The 24178-nt window shown below is 65.4% G+C and carries 18 protein-coding genes; 14 read left to right on the top strand and 4 right to left on the bottom strand.

Going from position 1 to position 24178, the window contains the following annotated elements:
• Positions 1-11 precede the first annotated feature (11 nt).
• The 3 genes from WD006_RS18400 to phhA form a co-directional block, all read right to left on the bottom strand.
• The gene (locus tag WD006_RS18400; protein ID WP_008640981.1) at positions 12-716 is read right to left on the bottom strand and encodes a response regulator transcription factor; all 705 of its coding nucleotides are present in this window, start codon (positions 714-716) and stop codon (positions 12-14) included.
• A gap of 100 nt (positions 717-816) precedes the next feature.
• Entirely contained in the window at positions 817-1116 is a 300-nt protein-coding gene (locus tag WD006_RS18395) for a 4a-hydroxytetrahydrobiopterin dehydratase (RefSeq protein WP_017514891.1), read from the bottom strand.
• 112 nt (positions 1117-1228) lie between these two features.
• Positions 1229-2161, bottom strand: coding sequence for a phenylalanine 4-monooxygenase (gene phhA / locus WD006_RS18390; protein ID WP_029306844.1), 933 nt, complete (start codon positions 2159-2161; stop codon positions 1229-1231).
• Between the two features lie 138 nt (positions 2162-2299).
• Between phhA and WD006_RS18385 the strand changes: the two genes are divergently transcribed.
• The 7 genes from WD006_RS18385 (at position 2300) to WD006_RS18355 (ending at position 14902) form a co-directional block, all read left to right on the top strand.
• A complete protein-coding gene (locus WD006_RS18385) occupies positions 2300-2779 on the top strand; it encodes an Lrp/AsnC family transcriptional regulator (RefSeq protein WP_011517951.1) in 480 nt (159 codons plus the stop codon).
• A 93-nt stretch (positions 2780-2872) separates the two neighbouring features.
• Complete coding sequence (locus WD006_RS18380; protein WP_375199031.1) at positions 2873-8854, top strand: alpha-2-macroglobulin; 5982 nt, start codon at positions 2873-2875, stop codon at positions 8852-8854.
• Complete coding sequence (locus WD006_RS18375; RefSeq protein ID WP_008640976.1) at positions 8851-9552, top strand: lysoplasmalogenase; 702 nt, start codon at positions 8851-8853, stop codon at positions 9550-9552. Before WD006_RS18380 ends, WD006_RS18375 begins: the two co-directional genes overlap by 4 nt.
• Before the next feature lie 16 nt (positions 9553-9568).
• On the top strand, positions 9569-11776 hold the full coding sequence (gene pbpC, locus WD006_RS18370; protein WP_029306846.1) for a penicillin-binding protein 1C: 2208 nt from the start codon (positions 9569-9571) through the stop codon (positions 11774-11776).
• A 60-nt stretch (positions 11777-11836) separates the two neighbouring features.
• Positions 11837-12835 (top strand): aldo/keto reductase, encoded by a 999-nt coding sequence (locus WD006_RS18365; protein ID WP_375199030.1) that lies wholly within the window; start codon positions 11837-11839, stop codon positions 12833-12835.
• An 84-nt stretch (positions 12836-12919) separates the two neighbouring features.
• On the top strand, positions 12920-13888 hold the full coding sequence (locus tag WD006_RS18360) for a delta(1)-pyrroline-2-carboxylate reductase family protein (protein WP_029306848.1): 969 nt from the start codon (positions 12920-12922) through the stop codon (positions 13886-13888).
• 288 nt (positions 13889-14176) lie between these two features.
• Complete coding sequence (locus WD006_RS18355) at positions 14177-14902, top strand: OmpW/AlkL family protein (RefSeq protein ID WP_029306849.1); 726 nt, start codon at positions 14177-14179, stop codon at positions 14900-14902.
• 64 nt (positions 14903-14966) lie between these two features.
• Here WD006_RS18355 and WD006_RS18350 read toward each other — a convergent pair whose 3' ends face one another.
• Positions 14967-15167 carry a heavy-metal-associated domain-containing protein gene (locus WD006_RS18350; RefSeq protein WP_008640966.1) on the bottom strand — a complete coding sequence of 67 codons (201 nt, stop codon included), beginning with the start codon at positions 15165-15167 and terminating at the stop codon, positions 14967-14969.
• A gap of 182 nt (positions 15168-15349) precedes the next feature.
• Here WD006_RS18350 and WD006_RS18345 point away from each other — a divergent pair, with 182 nt between their 5' ends.
• The 7 genes from WD006_RS18345 (at position 15350) to WD006_RS18315 (ending at position 24161) form a co-directional block, all read left to right on the top strand.
• Positions 15350-17791 carry a heavy metal translocating P-type ATPase gene (locus WD006_RS18345; protein ID WP_011517944.1) on the top strand — a complete coding sequence of 814 codons (2442 nt, stop codon included), beginning with the start codon at positions 15350-15352 and terminating at the stop codon, positions 17789-17791.
• Positions 17788-18207 (top strand): Cu(I)-responsive transcriptional regulator, encoded by a 420-nt coding sequence (gene cueR, locus WD006_RS18340; protein ID WP_008648660.1) that lies wholly within the window; start codon positions 17788-17790, stop codon positions 18205-18207. The genes WD006_RS18345 and cueR overlap by 4 nt, the downstream gene beginning before the upstream one ends.
• A 106-nt stretch (positions 18208-18313) precedes the next feature.
• The gene (locus WD006_RS18335; protein ID WP_029306851.1) at positions 18314-19234 is read left to right on the top strand and encodes an alpha/beta hydrolase; all 921 of its coding nucleotides are present in this window, start codon (positions 18314-18316) and stop codon (positions 19232-19234) included.
• Between the two features lie 80 nt (positions 19235-19314).
• The gene (locus tag WD006_RS18330; RefSeq protein ID WP_011517942.1) at positions 19315-20982 is read left to right on the top strand and encodes a GMC family oxidoreductase; all 1668 of its coding nucleotides are present in this window, start codon (positions 19315-19317) and stop codon (positions 20980-20982) included.
• Between the two features lie 359 nt (positions 20983-21341).
• Positions 21342-22115: an ABC transporter ATP-binding protein gene (locus tag WD006_RS18325; RefSeq protein ID WP_008648866.1), complete on the top strand. Its 774-nt coding sequence runs from the start codon at positions 21342-21344 to the stop codon at positions 22113-22115.
• A 12-nt stretch (positions 22116-22127) separates the two neighbouring features.
• Positions 22128-22853 carry an ABC transporter ATP-binding protein gene (locus WD006_RS18320; RefSeq protein ID WP_029306852.1) on the top strand — a complete coding sequence of 242 codons (726 nt, stop codon included), beginning with the start codon at positions 22128-22130 and terminating at the stop codon, positions 22851-22853.
• 99 nt (positions 22854-22952) lie between these two features.
• A complete protein-coding gene (locus tag WD006_RS18315) occupies positions 22953-24161 on the top strand; it encodes an ABC transporter substrate-binding protein (protein WP_011517940.1) in 1209 nt (402 codons plus the stop codon).
• Positions 24162-24178: the final 17 nt, after the last annotated feature.

Here is a 24178-nt window from a genome sequence, read left to right as displayed (position 1 = left end):
ATTTGCTTCCCTCAGTGGCCGGCACGAATCTGGAGCAGGTATCCGAAGCCGCGCACGGTGACGATCTCGACGTCGCCATCTTCGAGCTTCTTGCGGACGCGGTGCACGTAGACCTCGATGGCGGTGTCGCCCACGGTGTCGCCGCCTTCACCGGCCGGGTGCGCGAACGTGGCCAGATGGTCCTGCAATTGTGCCTTGCTGACCACGCGGCCCTGCCGCTGCAGCAGCAGTTCGAGCACGGCGAATTCGCGGGGCGACAGTTCCAGCGGGCGGCCATCGACGAACATGCGGCGGTCGTTGCCGGACAGGCGGAGCCTGCCCAGGCGCACATCGCGCTCCGGCGCGGCCTCGCCGTGCTGGCTGCGGCGCAGCAGCACACGCACGCGTGCTTCCAGCTCGGGCAGTGCGAAGGGCTTGACCAGATAGTCGTCGGCGCCGGCGTTCAGGCCGGAAAGCTTGTCCTCGAGTTCATCCCGGGCGGTCAGGATGATGACGGGGGTGGTGCGGTTACGGGCGCGGTAGCGGGCCAGCAGCGTCATGCCGTCGATGCCGGGCAGGCCCAGGTCGAGGATGACGAGATCGTGCTGCTCGCGCAGCAGATGGTCGGTGGCGTAGACACCGTCGTGCACCACGCGTACCTGATGGCCGGCGCGGGACAAACCGGCCTCCACGCCGCTGGCGATTTGACGGTCGTCCTCGATCAGCAGGATACGCATGGGAGCAAGACAACGAGACTCGTAGGAGGGATGCCGCTGATTGTACAGGGACGCCCCGTTGTCTGCCTTTCAGTTGCCCTACAGCGCCTTCCCTGGCGTGTTAGCGCGCCAGACCGGCGGCGGCTTTCTCGATGAACGTGGCCAGGTCGATGTCGCGCTGGGTCAGCCCGTTGGCATCGTGGGTGGACAGTGTGATGTCCACGCGGTTGTACACGTTGAACCACTCGGGGTGATGGTCCACCTTGTCGGCTTGCAGCGCGACGCGCGTCATGAAGCCGAACGCCGCGTTGAAATCGGCGAAACGGAACGATTTCTGGATGGCGTCACGGTCCTGGACCGGGGTCCAGCCAGGCAGGCCGGCGAGCAGGCTCGCGCGGGCCTCTTGGGAGAGAGGAGTCATGATGGGGGCTCGATCTGAATAGTAGGGTAAGACGAAGGCCGGCCCGCCCGGGCCGCGAGCGGCCGGGCTTGCCGGCATTGTTTCACAAAGCGGCTGGCGGGATGCGTGCCGCTCAGATGTCGTCGCTGTCGGCCCAGCCTTCGCGGGTGCCGACGTTGATCACGCGATCGCTCTCGACAATATCGCCGGCGCCCAGCGTCGGCAGGGCGCGCAGTTCCGGGTACAGCGCGGTGAAATCGGGGCGGGTGGCGTCGAACAGCTGTTCAAAGCTGTCGATCACGAAGTAGGTCTTCTGGAACGTGTCGATGCGGTAGCGCGTGCGCATGATCCGGTGCAGGTCGAAGCCGATGCGGTTCGGGCTGGCCGAATCCAGGCTGTAGATCGACTCGCCCTGGCTGGACAGGATGCCGGCGCCGAAGATGCGCAGGCCCGCGGGCGTGCGGATCAGGCCGAATTCCACGGTGTACCAGTACAGGCGCGCCAGCATGTCGAGCGCGCCGAGCTTGGCCGCCTTGAGGCCGCCCTTGCCGTACGCCTCCATGTAGTCGGCGAAGATCGGGTTGATCAGCAGCGGCACGTGGCCGAACACGTCGTGGAAGCAGTCCGGTTCCTGCAGGTAATCAAGCTGCTCCGGCTTGCGCATCCACCAGCTTGCCGGGAAGCGGCGGTTGGCCAGGTGGTCGAAGAACACCTCGTCCGGCACCAGGCCCGGCACGGCCACGACCTGCCAGCCGGTGGCGCGCATCAGCGTTTCGTTGAGCTGGTCGAATTCGGGCACGCGGTTGCGTTCCATGCCCAGCGTGGCCAGTCCCTGGAGAAATTCGTCGCACACGCGGCCCTGGAGCATCGAAGCCTGGCGGTCGTACAGCTTGCGCCAGATCGCATGGTCGGTATCCGTATAGCGGTGCACCGGCTGGGCGATGGTGAAGTCCGGGCGCAGTTCCTGGCCCGATAGCAGGCCCTCGTCGAACTGTTCCTTGAGCTTGGCGGTCATCGTGCCGGCAAAGGCGGTGTCGATTTCCTGCGGGGCGGCCGTGGCGATCATCTATGTCTCCTGTATGCGGAATTTCTGCATAGTCTAGCGATCGGATGCTGCATTCAGGCCGCAAAATTGGCCATATTCCGGTTCTTAATGCATATAATCTGCGCATATTTAACATTCAGTGCGGGATTGATGCGAACCATGAACCACGCCGACCTGGACCCCTTCGACCTGGCCTTGCTGGCGGCGCTGCAAGCCGATGGCAGATCCACCCATCAGCAACTGGCCGAGCGCGTGCACCTGTCGCCGAGCCAGGTCGGCCGGCGTCTGGCGCGGCTCGAAGCCGACGGGGTGATCACTGGCTATCGCGTAAACCTGTCGCCACAAGCCCTGGGCCTGGGGGTGCTGGTCTTCATCAGCGTCAAGCTGGCGCACCATGGCGACACGATCATCGAGCGCTTCGCCGAGGAAATCCTGCTGCTGGAGGAAGTGCAGGAGTGCTACTCGGTGGCGGGCGAGGCCGATTACCTGATCCGCGTAGTGGTGGCGGATCTGCCCACGCTGGCCGAATTCACGATGAAACGCCTGATGCGCGTACCCGGTGTGGAGAGCATCCGGTCGAACATTGTGCTGACCGCGCTCAAGCGCGAAGGACCGCTGCCACTTTCACATTTGCGCTGAAACGGTCACGCGATCTGAACAAAATGTGCAGAGGCTTGCGCTTGCCATCCGCGCATGTCACCCTCGCCCGGTGGCAAATCCGGAAAGGGCAAGATGATGTCGAAGATCGTCACGGCGGTTGGAACCGCCGCCGCAGGTCTTGTGCTGGGGGCAGTGCTGTGGGCGCCGATGGCGTCGGCCGCGCAGATCACGCGCTTTTCACCCGAAGGGGTGGTCCCGCAGGTACGGCAGGTGGCGATCCGCTTCGACGAGGCGATGGTGCCGATGGGCGATCTCAAGGCTGCACCGCCAGCGGCTGTGTCCTGTACCGGTGGCAGCGTTGGCGGCAGCGGGCGATGGGTCAACGCTACCAACTGGGTCTACGACTTCGAGCGTGACCTGCCCCCGGGCGTGCGATGCTCGGTGCGGATGTCGGCAGGCCTCAAGAGTGTGGCTGGCAAGACCTACGCCGGCAAACCGGAATACAGGTTCGAGACCGGCGGCCCATTCGTGATCTCGGCGCGCCCGTCGGGTGGACAGATCGAGGAAGACCAGGTGTTCGTGCTGCGCTTCAACGGCGCGGCAACGGCGGGATCGATTCGTGAACATGCGTGGTGCCAGGCCGAAGGCCTCGGCGAGCGGATCCCGGTCAGGCTGCTGACGGGCAAGGAGCGGGATGGCGTCATCGAAGCGGTGCGCTGGAACGACATCGTCAAGCAAAACCCCGAAGCCGTGCACCTGCTGGCCTGCCAGCAGCGTCTGCCCGCTGGCGCGCGCATGCAGCTCGTGCTCGATGCCGGCATCTCCACCCCGTCCGGGCTGGCCACTACCGCGCCGCGCCGTTTCGACTATCAGGTACGCGAACCGTTTGCCGCGGGCTTCACCTGCGAGCGCGAACGTGCCGAAGCCCCATGCACGCCGCTGCGGCCGCTGGTCGTCACCTTCACCGCACCGGTACCGCGCAAGCTGGCCGAGCACATCGTGCTCAAGACGCCGTCCGGCCCGCGTGCGCCGAAGTTCGATAGCGACGACGCCAGGGACGCTCCGGTGTCGTCGGTCACGTTCCCCGGCCCCTTCCCGGAGAAGGCCAGCCTCACTATCGAGGCGCCGAAGGATCTGAAGGACGAGAGCGGTCGCTCGCTGTCTAATGCCGACCTGTTTCCCATCAAGCTGACCACCGCCGCGCTGCCGCCGCTGGCCAAGTTCGCCGCCGCGCCGTTTGGAGTGGTCGAACGTTTTGCCGATGTGCCGCGCGGCAAGTCGCCGGCTGACTATCCGCCACTGCTGCCAGTCACGCTGCGCAACGTCGAGGCTGATCTGCCGGCGCTGTCGGCGCGGGCCGAAGCCGGTACGGTCGCACGACTCAAGGTCGATGACGACGGCGCGATCCTGCGCTGGTTCGGCATGGTCAAGCGTATGCACGAGAACTCGTGGACGCGTCAGGAGCTGGATGCGATCCGCGCAGGCAAATCGCCGTCGGAAGCACGCAGCCCGCGCAACGCGCCATCTATCGAGACCCGCTCGGTATCGTTGCTCGAAGGCGTATCCGGCGCGAAGACGCTGGCGATTCCGAAATCGAACGACACCTCGCCTCGGCCGTTCGAAGTGGTCGGTATCCCGCTGCCGGAACCTGGCTTCCATGTGGTTGAGATCGCTTCGCCAATGCTGGGCGAAGCACTGCTCGGCCGGAAGGTGCCGATGTATGTGCGCACGGCGGTACTGGTGACCAACCTCGGTGTGCATTTCAAGCTCGCGCGTGGCCTGGCCGATGGCGACATGAGCGGTCTGGCGTGGGTCACATCGCTGGATGACGGCAAGCCCGTGGCCAATGCGAAGGTGGCCGTGCGTAGCTGCGATGGTGAGTTGTTGGGCGAAGGCGCGACCGATGCCACCGGCGTCGTTCGCTTCGCAAAGCTGCCCGATCGCCGCTACAAGGATTGCGCGAACGGCATGGACGGCTACTTCGTCTCCGCGCGCATTGCGGCGGACCATCCACAAGCGCGCGGCAAGGCCGATATGGCGTTCGTGATGTCCGACTGGAATCGTGGCATCGAAACGTGGCGCTTCAACGTGCCGACCGACCTGAGCCCGAACCAGACCGTGCGCGCGCATACGATCTTCGATCGCACGCTGCTGCGCGTGGGCGAAACGGTGTCGATGAAGCACCTGATCCGCACGGAGACCGCACAGGGATTCGCGCTGCCTGCCGCGATGCCGGACAAGGTGGTCATCACGCACGAAGGTAGTGGCCAGACCTATGAACTGCCGCTGGCGTGGCGCAACACGGCTACGGGTGGCCGCAGTGCCGAGAACGCCTTCCAGGTGCCTCAGGCGGCCAAGCTTGGCGTCTACGATGTGGCGCTGGTCTATGGCGATGGGCGCACGCTGAGCAGCGGCAGCTTCCGCGTGGAAGCGTTCCGACTGCCGGTGCTGGCTGGCACGCTGTCGGTGACCAAGGATCCGAAGGCGAAGGGCAATGCCCTTGTAGCGCCCGCCGAGGTACCGGTTGGCGTGGAGATCCACTACACGAACGGTGGTGGCGCAGCCGGGCTGCCGGTGAGCGTGTCGGCACTGATGCGCAACAAGTACGTGAACTTTGCCGACTACGACGATTTCTCGTTCAACGCGCCACGGCCGCAGCAGCAGCAGAGCGCCAGCGGTGACGAGGAGGAAGACCAGGAAGGCGAGAGCTCGCGTGACGAAGCGGAGAAGCTCGTTGCCGACAAGCTGCCGTTGACGCTCGACAAGGACGGCAATGGCAAGGTCACGATCAAGAAGCTGCCGAAGGTGAACGTGCCGGGCGACCTCGTGCTCGAAGCGGGCTTTGCCGATCCGAACGGCGAGATCCAGACGCTGCGGCAGACCGTGCCGGTGTGGCCGTCGGCCGTGGTGGCGGGCATTCGCGCCGCGAACTGGGTATCGGTGTCACAGAAGCTGGCCGTGTACGGCGTGGTGCTCGACACGCAGGGCAAGCCGATTGCCGATACGCCGGTACAGGTCAAGGCGAGCGCGCGGATCACCACGTCAGCGCGCAAGCGCGTGGTGGGTGGCTTATATCGCTACGACAACCGCAGCGAAACGAAAGACCTCGGCGTGGTGTGCGAGACGCGTACCGACGCACAGGGCCGCGCGCGTTGCGAGGTGGCGTTGTCGCAGGCGGGTGAAGTGGAACTGGTAGCCAACGCGCGCGATGGCGATGGACGCGTGACACAGGCCGCGACGACCGTCTGGGTCACGCGCCAGGGCGAACTCTGGTTCGGCGGCGAGAACCACGACCGCATGGACGTGCTGCCGGAGAAGAAGGCCTACGCGCCGGGCGACACCGCGGTGTTTCAGGTACGGATGCCGTTCCGCCGCGCGACGGCGCTGGTCGCAATCGAGCGCGAAGGCATCCTGGACACCGAAGTGGTCGAGCTGAACGGCACCGATCCGACCATCAAGCTCAAGGTCAAGCCGGAGTGGGGCCCGAACGTGTATGTCTCGGTGCTCAGCATTCGCGGACGTCTGCGCGAGGTGCCCTGGTACTCGTTCTTTACGTGGGGATGGCGTCAGCCGCTGGACTGGTGGCACGCGTTCCGCAGCGAGGGCAAGGAATACGTGGCGCCGTCGCCGCTGGTCGATCTGTCGAAGCCGGCGTTCCGGCTCGGTCTGGCGGAAATCCGCGTCGGCAACGAAGCACACCGGCTCGACGTGACTGTCACACCTGACAAGGCCACGTATCCGGTGCGCGGCAAGGCGCATGTGGTGGTGCAGGTGAAGCTGCCCGACGGCAAGCCGGCGGCGAATGGCGAGGTCGCGCTGGCGGCGGTCGATCAGTCGCTGCTCGAACTGATGCCGAACACAAGCTGGAACCTGCTCGATGCGATGCTGCAGCGGCGCAGTTATGGGGTGGAGACCTCGACCGCGCAGATGGAGATCATTGGCCGCCGCCACTATGGCCGCAAGGCCGTGGCCGCGGGCGGTGGTGGCGGCAAGAGCCCGACGCGCGAGCTGTTCGACACGCTGTTGCTGTGGAATCCGCGCGTGCAGCTCGATGCGGAAGGCAAAGCCGCACTCGACGTGCCACTCAACGATTCGCTGACCAGCTTCCGCATCGTCGCCGTGGCCGATCTTGGCGCGGGCCGCTTCGGCAGCGGCAGCGCGTCGATCGCCGCGACGCAAGACCTGCAGATGATTGCCGGCCTGCCACTGCTGGTGCGCGAGGATGACAAGTACCGCGCAATGTTCACGCTGCGCAATACCACGCAGCGTGCGATGACCGTGGAAGCCACCGCGCGCGCGACGCTGGTCGACGCGCAGACGCTGCCCGCGCAGACCGTGCAGATTCCTGCCGGTGAAGCGCGAGAAATCGGCTGGGACATCACCGCGCCGGCACTGCTGGCGTTCAGCCGCGGCGGGTCGATCCTTTGGGAAGTGGGCGCGACAGAGAAGGGCACCGGCACTGCCAGCGACAAGCTCAAGGTCTCGCAACAGATCGTTCCTGCCATCCCGGTGACGGTGCAGCAGGCAGTGCTGGCGCAATTGACGCCGAACGCGTCGATGCCAGTGCAGGCACCGGCTGGCGCGCTGGCGGATCCAAAGGGCCAGGTGCGGGGCGGGATGCAGGTGTCGTTGCAGTCGTCGCTGGCTGGCGGCATGCCCGGGGTGCGCGAATGGTTCCGCAACTATCCGTTCACGTGCCTCGAGCAACGCTCGTCGAAGGCGCTCGGCCTTGGCGATGCCGCCGCGTGGGATGCATTGATGGTGCAGTTGCCGTCCTACCTGGACAGTAACGGGTTGGCCGCGTACTTCCCGCTGCGTAGCGATGGAAGCTACGGCAGCGAAGTGCTGACGGCCTATCTGCTCTCGATCTCCGACGAGGCTGCGCGTGCTGGCCTGCCGATGCGCGTGCCGGACGCGCTGCGCGATCAGATGGAGCGCGGACTGACTGCCTTTGTCGAAGGCCGCATCACGCCTCCGCGCTGGGCGCCGTCTTCGGCGACGATGGATCTCGACGTGCGCAAGCTTGCCGCGCTGGATGCGTTGTCGCGCACCGGCCATGCGCAGGCGCGGATGCTCGGGTCAATCCAGATCCTGCCCGAGCAGTGGCCGACGTCGGCGCTGATCGACTGGCTCGGCATCCTGTCGCGCGTGCAGGATATCCCGCAGCGTGACAAGCGCATGGCCGAAGCCACGCAGTTGCTGCGCAGTCGCCTGACGGTCCAGGGCACGCGACTGGTGTTCTCCACCGAGCGCACCGACAACTGGTGGTGGCTGATGTCTGGTGGCGATGTGAACGCCGCGAAGCTGCTCGCGCTGGCGACACAGTTACCGGACTGGAAGGGCGATGTGCCCGAACTGGTGACGGGGCTGCTCGGCCGGCAGACGCGTGGCGCGTGGATGACGACCACGGCCAACGCCTGGGGCGTGCTGGCGATCCAGCGCTATGCGCAGGTGTACGAGAAGACGCCGGTGGCAGGCGCGGCGCGCGTTGCGCTGGGCGATGCGTCACGCACGTTCGAATGGTCGAAGGCCACGCAGAAGGATGGCGTGGCCAGCGGCATGGTCGAATTGCCGTGGCCGGCCAAGACATCGACGGCACCGGCTACGCTGCAGGTTGAACAGCAGGGCTCGGGTCGTCCGTGGGCCACTGTGCGCGCGCTGGCGGCGGTACCGCTGACCGAACCGGTGTCTGCGGGCTATCGCGTGCGCCGTACCGTGACGCCGGTGGATCAGGCGGTGGCAGGCAAGTGGTCGCGTGGCGATACCTATCGGGTGAAGCTCGACATCGACGCGCAGGCCGACATGACTTGGGTGGTGGTCAGCGATCCGGTGCCAACCGGGGCGACGATTCTCGGCAGCGGCCTGGGCCGCGATTCGGAAATCGCAACGCGTGACGAAAAGAAGTCGTGGTCTGCCTTCACGGAACGCACACCTGCGGTCTATCGCGAGTACTTCGGCTATGTGCCGAAGGGGGCGTTGTCGGTCGAGTACACGGTGCGCCTGAACAACGCCGGCGAGTTCACGCTGCCACCCACGCGCGTTGAAGCGCTGTACGCGCCCGATGTGTTCGGTGAGACGCCGAACGCCAAGATGACGGTGGGGGCCAAACCGTGAGCTGGATCGCCATGCGGATGCCCCCACGCGTGCGCGAATGGTGGATTGCCGGCGTGCTGGCCGGCGTGACATACGGCGTGATGCTGATCCAGGTGTCCGCGTACTTGCCTCCCGGCACGCCGTTGACGGGCCAGATCGCCTATCAGCCGATCTGGAAAACCGCGATGGCGGTCATGCTCGCGCGCGCGGCGTGGTTCCATCGCCCGCTAGGAGAGCGGCGCTGGCTCGTGACCGCGCTGCTCTTCTCCGCGCTGGGAGATCTGTTGCTGGCGCTGCCCGGTCTGAAGATCTCATTCATCGGCGGGCTCGGGGCGTTCCTGATGGCGCACCTGGCCTATCTACGCTTGTTTGTGCCGATGATGGGAGACCTGCGGCCGCATCGGCTGATCGGCTGTGGTCTGATCATCGGCGCGGCGGGCGCATTGCTTGGGCGCTTCTGGCCGAATCTCGGCGATCTGATGTGGCCGGTCACGGTCTACATCTGCGTGCTGGCGGCGATGGCCTGCACGACGATGCTGGCATCGCTGCCGACGGCGCTGGCGGCAATCGGCGCCCTGTTTTTCGTGGCGTCGGACGCGATGATCGGTATCGCGAAATTCCTGTCGTTGTTCGACACGTACCAACTCGGCATCTGGTGGACCTACGCCATCGCACAGGTGCTGCTGGTGGCGGGCGTGGTGGCCGAGCGGGACGCGTGAGAGGTTGGGGTTCGTGATGAAGCGTGGTGGGATTCATGTTGCTGTGGCGCTGCTGTTATTCGCGGGCGCCGCGCAGGCCGTGCCCACGTTTCGAGAGGTTCGCGCCAACTGGCGCAGCGCCGATATCGTGGTGGTGGATCGCCATGGCGAAACCGTGGCCCGCGTGCGTGACGATTTCCGCGCGCGGCGTGGCGACTGGGTGACGCTGACCGATACGTCGCCGGCCTTGCGCACCGCCATCGTGCTATCCGAGGACAAGCGCTTCTACGCGCATAGCGGCGTCGACTGGCAGGGCGTGGCGGCTGCCGCATGGGCCAATCTGTGGAACACCCGCACACGTGGCGCTTCGACGCTGACGATGCAGCTCGCCGGCTTGCTCGACGAGGATTTGCGCGCGGGCCGTGGTCGCAGCATCGGGCAGAAAGTCGAGCAGGCGGTCAGCGCGGCGTCACTCGAGCGTGGCTGGAGCAAGGACCAGATCCTCGAGGCATACCTGAATCTGGTGCCGTTCCGTGGCGAACTGGTGGGGCTCTCCGCGATGTCGCAGACGCTGTTCGGCAAGGTGCCGAGCGGGCTCGACGCGCGTGAGTCGGCAGTGGCCGTCGCGCTCGTGCGCGCGCCCAATGCCTCGGCCGCGCAGGTGTCCAAGCGTGCGTGCGGCATTCTGCGCGACATGGGCCAGCCGCGCGAATGCGAGGGGCTCGACGGTTTCACCGCGCTGGTGCTGGTGAAGTCAGCCAGTGCGCAGACCGGCCCGCAGGCCCGCAACGCCAATCTCGCGTCGCATCTGGCTCGTGCCGTTATCGCGCAGGCGCGAGGGTCCGGCAAGCCGGTGCCACCGCGCATCACTTCCACCCTCGATGCCGGGCTGCAACGCGTGGCAGTGACCAGCCTCGATCGCCATCTGCGCGAGCTGGCGGGGCGCAATGTCGAGGACGGCGCCGTGGTGGTGATCGACAACGCCAGCGGTGACGTGCTGGCCTATGTCGGCTCTTCAGGCATCCTGTCCGCGGCGTCACAGGTCGATCACGCGGCGGCGCTGCGGCAGGCCGGTTCGACGCTGAAGCCATTCCTCTATGAGCAGGCCATCGAGGAACGCAGGCTGACCGCGGCATCGCTGCTTGACGATCGTCCGGTGAATCTTCCCACTGGCGGTGGCCTCTACATTCCGCAGAACTATGACCATCGCTACGCAGGCTGGGTCAGTCTGCGCGCCGCGCTGGGTTCGTCACTGAACGTGCCGGCGGTGCGCACGCTGGTGATGGTGACGCCGCACCGCTTTCATCAACGGCTGGTGGCGCTCGGCCTGCCGCTGACGCAATCAGGCGATTACTACGGCTATAGCCTTGCGTTGGGCAGTGCGGATGTGTCGCTGCTGTCGCTGACCAATGCCTATCGCAGCTTCGCCAACCAGGGCGCGTATGCGCCATCGCGGATGACGCTGAATGCCGCCGTGCCGTCGAAGCAGAACGTGATGATGCCGGCGGCGACGTTCGTGATCGGGGATGTGCTGTCTGATCGCCACGCGCGGGCGCGTACGTTCGGGCTCGACAGTCCGCTGACCACGCGTTTCTGGACGGCAGTGAAAACCGGCACGAGCAAGGACATGCGCGACAACTGGTGCGTCGGCTGGTCGGAGCGCTACACAGTGGGCGTGTGGGTCGGCAATGCCAGCGGCGCGAGCATGCACGACGTATCGGGAGTGTCTGGCGCGGCGCCCGTATGGCACGAGGTCATGGAAGCGCTGCATCAGCGCACGCCGAGCCGCGCGCCGGCGATGCCATCAGGCGTCGAACGTGTGGCATTGACGTTCGACGACGAACTCGAGCCAGCACGGCAGGAGGTATTCCTGAGCGGCACCGGGATGCGGCGCGTCAGTGTGGGCACGACGGAGCAGGGCAACACGATGCCGGCTATCGCCAGCCCGGCCGACGGCACGATCTTCGCGCTCGATCCCGATATTCCTCCGGCCGCGCAGCGGATCTGGTTTCATGCCGATGGGCTGACGGGTCAGACCGCGCGCGCGGTGAGCTGGCGCATGGACGGCAAGCCGCTCGGCAAGGGCGGGCAGGTTGCCTGGTTGCCATGGCCGGGCCGGCATCGCGTGCAACTGGTCGATGCGGCGGGGAAGGTGGTACACGAGATCGGCATCGAGGTGCGCGGCGCGGGCGTCCGTGAGACGGCCGCGCCACGGAAGACGCCTGCGGGGCCAGTCCGGCAATAGCCGCACGACGCGCGTATCATCCCGGGGTTCGCTGAAGTACCTATCCTGAGGAGCTTCCAGATGACCACACCGCGCAAGCTGGGCCGTAACGGCCCCGAGGTATTTCCCATCGGTCTGGGCTGCATGGGCATGAGCGAGTTCTATGGCGCGCATGACGATGCCGAATCTATCCGCACGATTCACCATGCGCTCGACCACGGCGTGAATCTGCTCGACACCGCCGACATCTATGGTCCGCACACGAACGAGCAACTCGTGGGGCGCGCGCTTGCCGGTGGCCGGCGTGACAAAGTGGTGCTGGCGACCAAGTTCGGCATCGTGCGCGATCCGTCGAATCCGACGGCGCGCGGCGTCAATGGTCGTCCTGAATATGTGCGCGCCGCCTGCGATGCGAGTTTGAAGCGGCTCGGTGTCGACCATATCGATCTGTACTACCAGCACCGCATCGATCCCGATACGCCGATCGAGGACACCGTTGGCGCAATGGCCGATCTGGTCAAGGCGGGCAAGGTGCGGTGGATCGGCCTTTCTGAGGCCGGCGTCGAGACAATCGAGCGGGCGCACGCGGTGCATCCGGTCACGGCGCTACAGACCGAGTATTCGCTCTGGACGCGTGACGTCGACGAGAACGGCATCATGGCTACCTGCGAGCGGCTTGGCATCGGCTTCGTGCCGTATAGCCCGCTGGGCCGTGGGTTCCTGACCGGCGCGATCCGCACGCCCGACGATTTCGACGCGGACGACTATCGACGTACCAATCCGCGCTTCATGGGCGAGAACTTCGCGCGCAACCTGCAACTGGTCGACGCCGTGCGAGCGTTGGCGAGCGAGAAGGGATGCTCGCCGGCGCAACTGGCGCTGGCCTGGGTGCTGACGCGCGGCGAGCACGTGGTGCCGATTCCCGGCACGCGGCGCGTGGTCAATCTCGACGACAACCTGGGGACGCTGGACGTGACGTTGAGCGCGCAGGATCTGGCCCGGATCGACGCGATCTTCCCGCTGGGCGCAGCGGCGGGTACGCGCTATGCGGCAGCGATGATGCCGTTCCTGTCGCGCTGATCGGAACCGAGTCATCGGCGCGGCGTACTTCCGGCGACTCTCGGCGACAATGGCGGTCTCGTTTGCCAAACCGCCTTGTTGCCGATGACCGCTCCCGCCGCTTCGTTCGTCCCCCTGGATGCCGCCGCCACGGCGGCACGCCTGCCTTATCCGGAACTGGCCCAGGCCATCGCGGCCATGCTGGCCGAGTTGCGCGACGGGACCGCCATGGCGCCGCCGCGCATCGCGCTGCCGGTCGGTGACACCGAGCGCGGGCATGGCACGCTGCTGGTCATGCCGGCACGCAACCGCGACATCGTGATGACCAAGAACATCACGGTGCATCCCGACAATCCGCAGCGTGGGCTGCCCAATATCCTCGGCGAGGTGGTTGTCGCCAACGCACACACTGGCGAACGGATCGCATTGCTCGATGGCCCGACCGTCACGGGCCGCCGCACGGCTGCCGTGTCGCTGCTCGCGGCCCAGTCGTTCGCGCCGGTGCCGGATGGCGAGCTTCTGATCGTCGGAGCAGGCGTGCAGGCGCAGACGCATCTGGAGGCGTTCGTGGCTGGCTTACCCGTTCGCAAGGTCTGGCTGCATTCGCGCACACGAGACAAGGCCGAGGCGCTGGCGGAGCACGCCGGGCGCCTGGGCGTCTCGGCCACGGTGATCGACGATGTGGCGGAGGTGCTGCCGCGTGTGTCGATGGTGGTGACGGTGACATCGAGCCGCACGCCGGTCCTGCCCGATCTCGACAGCGGCCTGTGGACCGACCGCCATTTCATTGCTGCAGTTGGCGCATTCCGACCGGAAATGTGCGAATTGCCCCCGCGGCTTTGCCATGCGGCGGCGGCCAGTGGACGTCTGCTGGCGGACACGCTTTTCGGAATCGAGGACGAAGCGGGAGATCTGCTGCAGGCCGGCATCGACTGGCAGACCGTGCAGCCATTCGAGACGGCGATCCTGGAGGCTGACGCATTGCGTGCGCGGACCGGGAGTCCCCTCGTGTTCAAGAGCGTGGGCTACGCGCTCTGGGATCTCGCAGCCTGCGCGCTGGCCAGCAAAAAGTGACACAAAGTGCCTCCGCACAATACCCGAACGGGTGTTTGAGGGCGGGCTGATGACGCCGGAAGGGCCATTTTTCCGAAATGGTCTTTCATGCTTGAAACAGAACCGTTGCGCGGAAGCGTCGGTGCGTAGGCAAAAATCCGAAAATTCCTACTCAGACTTTGGGTTAACCCTGTCTTTAGGGCAAATCTTCTACCGTTGGGTAACCTGTTTGAAACAGTCGGGGCCCGGCGCGCAGGATAATGCGCCCCTAGCAGTGCGTTGTAACCAAAGGACGGAGTAAGAGGAACAATGAAGACGATCTATAAGAAGATGCTGGTGGCAGGCGCCGCCATGGCACTGGCTGGTGTTGCACACGCTCAATCGGCAGGCAGCAATATGGTCAGTTTTGGCTGGATGCGAATCATGCCGACGGGCCACTCGGAATTTCTGACCATTGATTCGATTGCTGGCTTCCCGGTCGGTGCGCAGAAGCCGAACACGGGCGCGACGATCGATTCGGCCGATACGCTCGGCCTGACCTTCGCCCACTTCTTTACCGACAATATCTCGGCGGAATTCGTGCTCGGCGTGCCGCCGAAGCACAACGTGAGCGGTGACCGCGGCTACGAAAAGTACGGCAAGCTGGGCGAAGTGCGCCAGTGGAGCCCGGCCATCGTGGCCAAGTGGCACTTCTTTGACGCCAAGACCAAGTTCCGCCCGTACGTGGGTCTTGGTGTGAACTACACCTGGTTCACGGGGGAATCCGTGACCAACCAGTCGTTCGTGCAAGGTGAATTCGGTCCGGGCTCGCACATGACCGCTAGCGCCAAGTCGTCGTGGAACCCGGTGTTCAACGTCGGCGCCAGCTATGCCGTGACCGACAACTGGTTCGTCGGCTTCTCGGTGTCGTACGTGCCGGTCACCACCACGGCCAATTTCACGACGACGCTGGCCAACGGCGCGCAGGTCCAATCGCACACGAAGATCAAGATCGATCCGGTCGTGACGTACCTGAACGTCGGCTATCGCTTCTGAGCCTTTCCGGCGCGGACGTGAAAAAGGGCACCCTCGGGTGCCCTTTCTTGTTTGGCGGCGACGATCAGCTTGCCGACTTGACCGGGTAGCCGGCACCTTCGATGGCCTGCTGCAGCGCCTGGCGGTCCGCAGCCGACTCGACCTTGACCGATTGGGTTGGCACATCGGCCGATACGCGAGCAGCCGGGTCCACGGCTTGCACGGCGCGCGTGATGGAACCGACACAGTGGTTGCAGGACATGCCTTCGACTTGGAACTGGATCATGGTGATGACTCCTGTTGGGTTGGATCGGTGAGCAATGAATCTCGACGACAGGCTGAAGTGTGAACCTTCCCACCATGGGAAGCGCAAGTGTCGCGTGCGACTCAACAAATCCTTGACCTTCCAATGGTGGTAAGGTTCACAGTGCAGTTGTCGCGCTCCGTCGCTCAGATTCCACGACTCCGATGACCCATCCTGCCGCATCTCTCCAACCATCCGAATGGCGTCTACCTGTTGAGGGTATGACGTGTGCTTCGTGCGTGCGCCGCGTGGAAACGGCGCTGGCCAAGGTGCCCGGCGTGCATGACGTCGCGGTCAATCTGGCCACCGAGCAGGCCACGCTGCAAGCGGATAGCCCCGAAGTGCTGAACGCGGCTGCCAAGGCCGTGGCCGATGCCGGCTACGACGTGCCGCGCGCCGAGATCGAACTCAATATCGCCGATATGACCTGCGCGTCATGCGTGGGCCGTGTCGAGCGTGCGTTGCGCGCCGTGCCGGGCGTGGTGGACGCGCAGGTGAACCTGGCCACTGAGCGTGCCACGGTCACCGTGCTGCGCGGCGCGGCCGATGTGGCGACGCTGGCCGCCGCCGTGGAGCGTGCCGGGTACGGCGCCACGCCGGTGGTCGAAGCCGCTGCCGCAGCGGTGGGTACGGCCGAGGCCGGTCCCGGTTTCTGGGCCGGCCCGTGGCCGGTGGTGATCTCGGCAGCGCTGTCGTTGCCGCTGGTGATGCCGATGGTGTTCGAATGGTTCGGCATTCACGCGATGCTGCCGGGCTGGGTGCAATGGGCGCTGGCCACGCCGGTGCAGTTCGTGTTCGGCTGGCGCTTCTACAAGGCGGGCTGGAAGGCGGTGCGCGCCGGTGCCGGCAATATGGACCTGCTGGTCGCGCTCGGCACCTCGGCGGCGTACTTTCTGTCGATCTGGCAGATGGCCGAGGCTGGCGATGCCATGCCACATCTCTATTTTGAAAGCGCGGCCGTGGTGATCACGCTGGTGCGGCTGGGCAAATGGCTCGAGACACGGGCCAAGCGCCAGACGGCCGACGCGATCCGCGCGCTGGCTGCCTTGCGCCCCGATACCGCACAGGTACGCCGCAACGGCGTGGAGCAGACCGTGCCGCTGGCCAGCGTGCGTGTTGGCGATGAGATCGTGGTGCGTCCCGGCGAGCGGATTCCGGTAGACGCCGATGTCGTGGAAGGCAGCAGCCATGCCGACGAATCGATGCTGACCGGGGAATCGGTACCCGTGCCCAAGCAGCCCGGCGACAGGTTGACCGGTGGCTCCATCAACTACGACGGGTTGCTGGTGGCACGCACGGCGGCCGTCGGCGCCGAGACCGTACTGGCGAAGATCATCCGCATGGTCGAACATGCCCAGGCCGCGAAGGCGCCGATTCAGCGCATGGTTGACCAGGTCAGCGCGGTATTCGTACCAATCGTACTGGTGATCGCGCTGGCGACGCTGCTTGGCTGGGGCTTGGTCGTGGGCGACTGGACCACCGCATTGCTCAACGCCGTGGCGGTGCTCGTGATCGCCTGCCCGTGCGCGCTGGGTCTGGCCACGCCGACCGCGATCATGGCGGGCACTGGCGCGGGCGCCCGCGCGGGCATCCTGATCAAGGACGCGGAGGCGCTCGAGGTGGCGCATCGCGTATCGGTAGTGGCTTTCGACAAGACCGGGACGCTGACCGTGGGCAAGCCCGAGGTGGTGGCGTTGCATGCCGCCGATGGCGACGAGCCCGCATTGCTGGCGAAGCTGGCCGCACTCCAGGCCGGCAGCGAGCATCCGCTGGCACGCGCGGTGACGACGCTTGCCACGGAACGTGGCATCACCGTGCCAGCGGTCACTGACGTGCGCGCGCTGCCAGGACGCGGTATCGCTGGCATCGTTGCATGGCAGGCGCTGCAACTCGGCAGCGATGGCCTGCGTGCCTCGTTGCAGGCCGATGCGGGGGCGCTGCAGACCGAAGCCGAGCGGCTGCGTGGCGAAGGCCGCACCGTCTCCTGGCTGATCGATACAGACCAGCGCCGCGTGCTGGGGCTGGTGGCATTCGGCGACGCGCTCAAGCCGGGCGCCGCTGCCGCGATCGCACGCCTGCGTGAGGCCGGCATCCGCACGGTGATGCTGACGGGCGACAACGCAGGCGCCGCGGCGCGTGTGGGCAAGCAACTGGGGCTCGACGAAGTACAGGCCGAGGTGATGCCGGAAGACAAGGCGGCGCGCGTCGTCGCACTCAAGCGCGGTGGAGAGGCCGTGGTGGCGATGGTGGGCGACGGCATCAACGATGCCCCCGCGCTGGCGGCGGCCGATGTCGGCATCGCCATGTCCACTGGCACGGACGTGGCGATGCACGCGGCCGGCATCACGCTGATGCGTGGCGACCCGGCGCTGGTTGCCGATGCGCTGGCCGTGTCGCATCGCACGGTGCGCAAGATTCGCCAGAACCTGTTCTGGGCCTTCATCTACAACGTGATCGGCATTCCGCTCGCGGCGGCCGGTCTGCTCAATCCGGTCGTGGCGGGCGCCGCCATGGCATTTTCAAGTGTCAGCGTGGTCAGCAACGCACTGCTGCTGCGCCGCTGGCATCCGCTCGCAGGCAGTGGCCATAAGGAGGTAACGCAATGAACATCGGAGAAGCCGCGGAAGCCTCGGGCGTTTCCGCAAAGATGATTCGCCACTACGAGTCGATCGGACTGGTCGATGCGCCGCCGCGCAGCGAGGGCGGGTATCGGCGGTATGACGAACGCGCGGTGCACACCTTGCGCTTCGTGCGACGGGCCCGTAATCTCGGATTCTCGCTCGACGAGATTCGCGGTCTGTTGTCGCTCTGGCATGACCGGGCGCGCGCCAGCGCGGATGTGAAGGCGCTGACGCTCAAGCACGTGGCCGACCTGGAGGTCCGCATCGCCGAACTCGCTGCGATGCGCGACACACTGCGGTCGCTGGCCGAAGCGTGCACGGGGGATGACCGGCCCGACTGCCCGATCCTGTCGGATATGGCCCGTGCCGACAGCGAGGATCGCCCGGCCTGCCATCACTAAGTGCTGGCGGCCCGGGGCCGGGGGAGCGCAGGCGTCAGCGGGACTGAAGGATCCAGATCCAGATCACTAACAACAAGCAGGCGTACCCGACGAGGAGACGTGTGGGATGAATGAACCTGTGACCGCCGCTGGCCTTCCAGGCGCGCGCGAATCCGCCGTAACCGGAGCCGTACCCACCGAAACACGCCAACGAATGCGCGATGGCACCGAACTGCTGCTGCGCACCTGGCTGCCTGATCCCCAACGCTTTGCCGAGCCGCTTGGCACGGTGCTGCTGGTACATGGGCTGGCCGAGCATAGCGGGCGCTATGGCCACGTTGCTGCAGCGCTTTGCGCGCTCGGCCTGCGCGTGCGGGCCTACGACCATCGCGGCCACGGCGCGAGTGGCGGGCCGCGCATGGTGGCGCCCACGCCGGACAGCTATCTCGACGATCTGGCCGAAATCTACGATGGTGCAATGCGGCAATGGAACGAATTGCCGATCGTGCTCGGGCACAGCATGGGCGGACTCATTGCTGCGCGCTTTGCCACCGCGCGCGTGCGGCCGATCCGCGCGCTGGTGCTGTCGTCGCCCGCGCTGGCGCTTCGTCTGTCCAATTCTATGCTTACGATGCATCGAGTGCTACTTGCTTTGATGCCTCGTATTCGTGTGCCGAATCCCATTGATGCCCGGCTGTTGTCCCACGATGTCGAAGTGGGGCGCGCATATCGCACCGATCCGCTGGTGCAGGGGACGATCAGCGCCAGCGTGCTGGAGACATTCATCCGGGGAATGCCGCAGGCCCTGGCTGATGCGCCGCGGCTGGAAGCGCCCATGCTGATGCTCGTGGGTGGCGCGGACCGCATCGTCGATCCGGAGGGCAGCCGCATCTTCTTCGAGAGCGCGCCAGAGGATCTGCGCGAGATGGTCTGGTTCGACACTGGCTATCACGAGATATTCAATGAAGCTGAGCCGTTGCGCGGCGAGGTGTTTGCGGCACTGACCGGCTGGCTGCGGCAGCGCCTGGAGACTCCGGCAAAGCACTGACGGCGGAAGCACCCCGAGTCGTGCGATGATTTCGGGCATTCCAGCAGTAACTGCCGGTGTCTGAATAGGATCGCAGGGAAATGGAGACGTTCGACTACATCATCGTGGGTGCGGGTTCGGCGGGTTGTGTGCTGGCCAACCGGCTGACGCAGGACAGCGATGTCAACGTGCTGCTGCTCGAAGCGGGCGGCAAGGACGACTATCACTGGATTCATATTCCAGTCGGCTATCTCTATTGCATCGGCAATCCGCGCACCGACTGGCTCTATCGCACCGTGGCCGAAGCCGGCCTGAACGGCCGCTCGCTCGGCTATCCGCGTGGCCGTGTGCTGGGCGGGTCATCGTCGATCAACGGCATGATCTACATGCGTGGCCAACGCGAGGACTACGACGACTGGGCACGCATCACTGGCGATGACGGCTGGCGCTGGGACAACGTGCTGCCGTTCTTCAAACGCAGCGAGGACCATCACCGTGGCGCGAACGAGTTCCACGGGGCCGGCGGCGAATGGCGCGTGGAAGCGCAGCGGCTGCGCTGGGAAATCCTCGAGTGCTTCATCGAGGCCGCCGAGCAGGCTGGCATTCCCCGTACCGACGATTTCAATCGTGGCGACAACTTCGGCGTGGGATATTTCGAGGTCAACCAGCGTCGCGGCATTCGATGGAATACGTCGAAGGCGTTCCTGCGCCGTGCGGCGGAACGGCCCAACCTGACCATCGTCACCGGCGCGCAGGTCAGCGCGTTGACGTTCGATAGCCCGGACGGCCTGCGCTGCACCGGCGTGCAATACCTGGGCGGTGGCCAGCCCCACGAGGCGCGCGCGAAGCAGGAGGTGATACTTGCTGCCGGCGCGATTGGCTCGCCGCAGTTGCTGGAGCTCGCGGGCATCGGCCAGCCAGACCGGCTGCAGGCGCTGGGCATCCGCGTGCGCCACGCGCTGCGCGGTGTGGGCGAGAATCTGCAGGATCACCTGCAGTTGCGTTCGGTGGTCAAGGTCCAGGGCGTGCGCACGCTCAACACGCAGGCGGCGCATTGGTGGGGCAAGCTTGGCATCGGCCTGCAATACGCCTTCAACCAGAGCGGGCCGATGAGCATGGCGCCGTCGCAACTCGGCGCGTTCGCGCGCAGCGATCCGGAGCAGCCTCGCGCCAATATCGAATACCACGTGCAGCCGCTGTCGCTGGACAAGTTCGGCGATCCATTGCACAGCTTCAATGCCTTCACGGCGAGCGCCTGCAATCTGCGCCCCACGTCGCGCGGCAGCGTGCATATCGAAGACACCGATTTCCGTCGCGCGCCATTGATCGCGCCGAACTATCTGTCCACCGAGGAAGACCGCAAGGTCGCCGCCGATTCGATCCGCCTGACGCGGCGCATCGTGTCTTCGCCGGCATTGGCGCGCTACAAGCCGCAGGAGTATCTGCCCGGCGCAACATTCCAGACCGACGAGGAACTGGCGGAAGCTGCTGGCGCGATCGGCACGACAATTTTCCATCCCGTCGGCACTTGCCGCATGGGTGGCGCGGACGATGCCGACGCCGTCGTCGACAACCGCCTTCGCGTGCGGGGCATCAGTGGTCTGCGCGTGGTCGATGCGTCGGTGATGCCGTTGATCACGTCCGGCAATACGAACTCGCCGACGATCATGATTGCCGAGCGCGCCAGCGATATGATCCGCGCGGATCGCAAGGCAAGCGCTGGTAATCCGGACATCGTCACGGCGCCGTCACCAGCAGTCACTGCATAGTCAGTATGCGGTGCGACACGCACCGCATGAAGACCTGCTGATTACATCATCTTCACGCAGTTTCGACGTCTCTCGCAGACGTCGGTACGCGCTCGCACGTCTGTCGCGTGGGTGACATATCGTGCATGTATTATGCCTAGTGCAAACCCCGATGTTTTGCGACGCAGCAGGCGCACACAATAGTCGCCGGCATATCGGTGCCGCAGGCTCCACTTGGTGCTGCGCCACCGCGCCAGTCCGGCAGCCGCGCCGAATCACACCTACAAAGCGGCAACCATGGCGACACAGCGCCGGAGTTCGAACCATTGTCAGTTGCCGGCCAAAATCCGGCATCGCAGCAAGAGGGCGGGCAGGAGACTATGACTCAGGAAACTATCCTGGAAACGAAGAACCTGACGAAGGAATTCAAAGGGTTCACCGCGGTAAGCGACGTCAACCTGCGGGTGCGGCGCGGTTCGATTCACGCATTGATCGGGCCGAACGGCGCGGGCAAGACCACCTGCTTCAATCTGCTCACGAAATTCCTGGAGCCGACGACCGGCACGATCCTGTTCAACGGCATCGACATCACGCGCGAGAAGCCGGCGCAGATCGCACGGCGTGGCGTGATCCGTTCGTTCCAGATTTCGGCAGTGTTCCCGCACCTGACCGTGCGCGAGAACGTGCGCATCGGCCTGCAGCGCCAGCTTGGCACCGCGTTCCAGTTCTGGCGTAGCGAGCGTTCGCTCGATGTGCTCAACGGGCGCGCGATGGAGCTGCTCGATCAGGTGGGCCTGACCGAGTACGCCGAGACCGTCACCGTCAATCTTCCCTATGGCCGCAAGCGCGCACTGGAGATCGCCACGACGCTGGCGATGGAGCCGGAGCTGATGCTGCTCGACGAGCCCACGCAGGGCATGGGCCATGAAGACGTGGACCGTGTGACGCAGTTGATCAAGAAAGTATCCGCCGGCCGCACGATTCTGATGGTCGAGCACAACATGAGCGTGGTGTCGTCGATCGCCGACAAGATCACGGTGTTGCAGCGCGGCGCAATCCTGGCCGAAGGCCCGTACGCGGAGGTGTCGAAGGACCCGCGCGTGATGGAAGCGTACATGGGCACGGCCGACGCCGAGCTGCAGGGCGCGCACTAAGGGAGACGGACCATGGCGAACGAGAACACTCCCGCGCTAGAGATCAAGGACCTGCACGCCTGGTACGGCGAGTCGCACATCCTGCATGGCGTGGACCTGACCGTGAACCGCGGCGAAGTGGTCACGCTGCTGGGCCGTAACGGCGCCGGCCGCACCACGACCATGCGCGCGATCATGGGTCTGACCGGCGCGCGCAAGGGATCGATCAAGGTCAACGGACACGAGACGATCGGGCTGCCCACACACAAGATCGCGCACTTCGGTATCGGCTACTGCCCGGAAGAGCGGGCGATCTTCTCGAGCCTGTCGTGCGAGGAAAACCTGCTGCTGCCGCCGATGCTCAAGGGCGCCAACGCAGGCAAGGGCATGAGCGAGGCCGAGATCTACGAGATGTTCCCGAACCTCAAGGAGCGGCGCCAGAGCCAGGGCACGCGCCTCTCGGGCGGCGAGCAGCAGATGTTGGCGGTGGGCCGCATCTTGCGCACTGGTGCGAACCTGCTGCTGCTCGACGAGATTTCCGAAGGCCTGGCGCCGGTCATCGTGCAGGCGCTGGCCCGCATGATCCTGATGCTCAAGAAGAAGGGCTACACGGTGGTGATGGTGGAGCAGAACTTCCGCTTCGCCGCTCCGCTGGCTGACCGCTTCTACGTGATGGAGCACGGCGCGATCGTCGAACGCTTCGCCGCGAACGAGCTGCAGGCCAAGATGCCCGTGCTCAACGAACTGCTTGGGGTCTGATCGACGGCGCCGCGCCTGTGGTGCCGTGGTCGCATTTAACTCGCATTGGTGGCAGGAACGGGCGGCGTGACTGCGCTGCCGCAACTCAGGAGACAACAAATGAAGATGACTCGACTGGCCGTCGCAGTGGCGGCGACTGTCCTTGGTGCGTTTGCAGGCGGCGCTTCGGCGCAGGTTTCGGGTGACACGGTAAAGATCGGCTACATCACCGACATGTCGGGCCTGTATGCCGACATCGACGGCCCGGGCGGCCTGGAAGCGGTGAAGATGGCCATCGAGGATCACGGTGGCAAGGTGCTGGGCAAGCCGATCGAACTGGTTTCGGCCGATCACCAGAACAAGGCCGACATCGCCGCCTCGAAGGCGCGCGAGTGGATGGACCAGCAGGGTCTGGACATGCTGCTGGGCGGCACCAACTCGGCTACCGGCCTGGCCATGAACAAGGTGGCGCAAGAGAAGAAGCGCGTCTACTTCAACGTGGGCGCGGGCACTGCCAGACTGACGAACGAAGAGTGCTCGCCGTACACGGTGCACTACGCCTATGACACGGTGGCGCTTGCCAAGGGCACCGGCAGCGCGGTGGTCAAGCAGGGCGGCAAGAAGTGGTTCTTCCTGACTGCCGACTACGCATTCGGTCATTCGCTCGAGAACGACACGGCAGCCGTGGTGAAGGCCAACGGCGGCACGGTGGTGGGTTCGGTGCGCCACCCGCTGTCGGCATCGGACTTCTCGTCGTTCCTGCTGCAGGCGCAGTCGTCAAAGGCTGACATCCTGGGCCTGGCCAACGCCGGTGGCGACACGATCAACGCAATCAAGGCGGCCAAGGAATTCGGCATCACGAAGAACATGAAGATCGCTGGCCTGCTGATGTTCATCAACGACATTCACTCGCTGGGTCTGAAGAACACCGAAGGCCTGCTGATGACCGACAGCTGGTACTGGGACATGAATGACGACACACGCAAGTTCGCGAACCGCTTCTTCGGCAAGATGAAGAAGATGCCGAGCAGCCTGCAGGCAGCCGACTACTCCGCGATCAGCACGTACCTGAAGGCCGTGGAAGCCGCCAAGACCGATGACCCGGACAAGGTCATGGCCGAGCTGAAGAAGATGAAGATCAGCGACTTCTACAACAAGAGCTACATCCGTGCCGATGGCCGCAACATCCACGACATGTACCTGATGCAGGTGAAGGCGCCGGCCGATTCGAAGAAGCCGTGGGACTACCTGAAGATCGTAACGACGATCCCGGGCGACCAGGCGTTCACGACGCCGGCCGAGTCGAAGTGCGCGCTGTTGAAGAAGTAAGCGAAGCAGGCGAACCC

Origin of the sequence: Cupriavidus sp. Met-2 (genome assembly GCF_049843575.1) — a bacterium.
Classification (GTDB): Bacteria; Pseudomonadota; Gammaproteobacteria; order Burkholderiales; family Burkholderiaceae; genus Cupriavidus; species Cupriavidus metallidurans.
This window is presented reverse-complemented; position numbering and strand designations above follow the sequence as displayed.

Excerpts from the sequence above, each read along its gene's own strand:
- WD006_RS18330 (WP_011517942.1), top strand. The coding sequence starts at position 19,315 with ATGGAGACGTTCGACTACATCATCGTGGGTGCGGGTTCGGCGGGTTGT.
- WD006_RS18320 (WP_029306852.1), top strand. The coding sequence starts at position 22,128 with ATGGCGAACGAGAACACTCCCGCGCTAGAGATCAAGGACCTGCACGCC.
- WD006_RS18325 (WP_008648866.1), top strand. The coding sequence starts at position 21,342 with ATGACTCAGGAAACTATCCTGGAAACGAAGAACCTGACGAAGGAATTC.
- WD006_RS18400 (WP_008640981.1), bottom strand. The coding sequence starts at position 716 with ATGCGTATCCTGCTGATCGAGGACGACCGTCAAATCGCCAGCGGCGTG.
- WD006_RS18315 (WP_011517940.1), top strand. The coding sequence starts at position 22,953 with ATGAAGATGACTCGACTGGCCGTCGCAGTGGCGGCGACTGTCCTTGGT.
- WD006_RS18365 (WP_375199030.1), top strand. The coding sequence starts at position 11,837 with ATGACCACACCGCGCAAGCTGGGCCGTAACGGCCCCGAGGTATTTCCC.
- WD006_RS18385 (WP_011517951.1), top strand. The coding sequence starts at position 2,300 with ATGAACCACGCCGACCTGGACCCCTTCGACCTGGCCTTGCTGGCGGCG.
- WD006_RS18360 (WP_029306848.1), top strand. The coding sequence starts at position 12,920 with ATGACCGCTCCCGCCGCTTCGTTCGTCCCCCTGGATGCCGCCGCCACG.
- phhA (WP_029306844.1), bottom strand. The coding sequence starts at position 2,161 with ATGATCGCCACGGCCGCCCCGCAGGAAATCGACACCGCCTTTGCCGGC.
- WD006_RS18395 (WP_017514891.1), bottom strand. The coding sequence starts at position 1,116 with ATGACTCCTCTCTCCCAAGAGGCCCGCGCGAGCCTGCTCGCCGGCCTG.
- cueR (WP_008648660.1), top strand. The coding sequence starts at position 17,788 with ATGAACATCGGAGAAGCCGCGGAAGCCTCGGGCGTTTCCGCAAAGATG.
- WD006_RS18380 (WP_375199031.1), top strand. The coding sequence starts at position 2,873 with ATGATGTCGAAGATCGTCACGGCGGTTGGAACCGCCGCCGCAGGTCTT.
- WD006_RS18350 (WP_008640966.1), bottom strand. The coding sequence starts at position 15,167 with ATGATCCAGTTCCAAGTCGAAGGCATGTCCTGCAACCACTGTGTCGGT.
- WD006_RS18335 (WP_029306851.1), top strand. The coding sequence starts at position 18,314 with ATGAATGAACCTGTGACCGCCGCTGGCCTTCCAGGCGCGCGCGAATCC.
- WD006_RS18355 (WP_029306849.1), top strand. The coding sequence starts at position 14,177 with ATGAAGACGATCTATAAGAAGATGCTGGTGGCAGGCGCCGCCATGGCA.
- WD006_RS18345 (WP_011517944.1), top strand. The coding sequence starts at position 15,350 with ATGACCCATCCTGCCGCATCTCTCCAACCATCCGAATGGCGTCTACCT.
- pbpC (WP_029306846.1), top strand. The coding sequence starts at position 9,569 with ATGAAGCGTGGTGGGATTCATGTTGCTGTGGCGCTGCTGTTATTCGCG.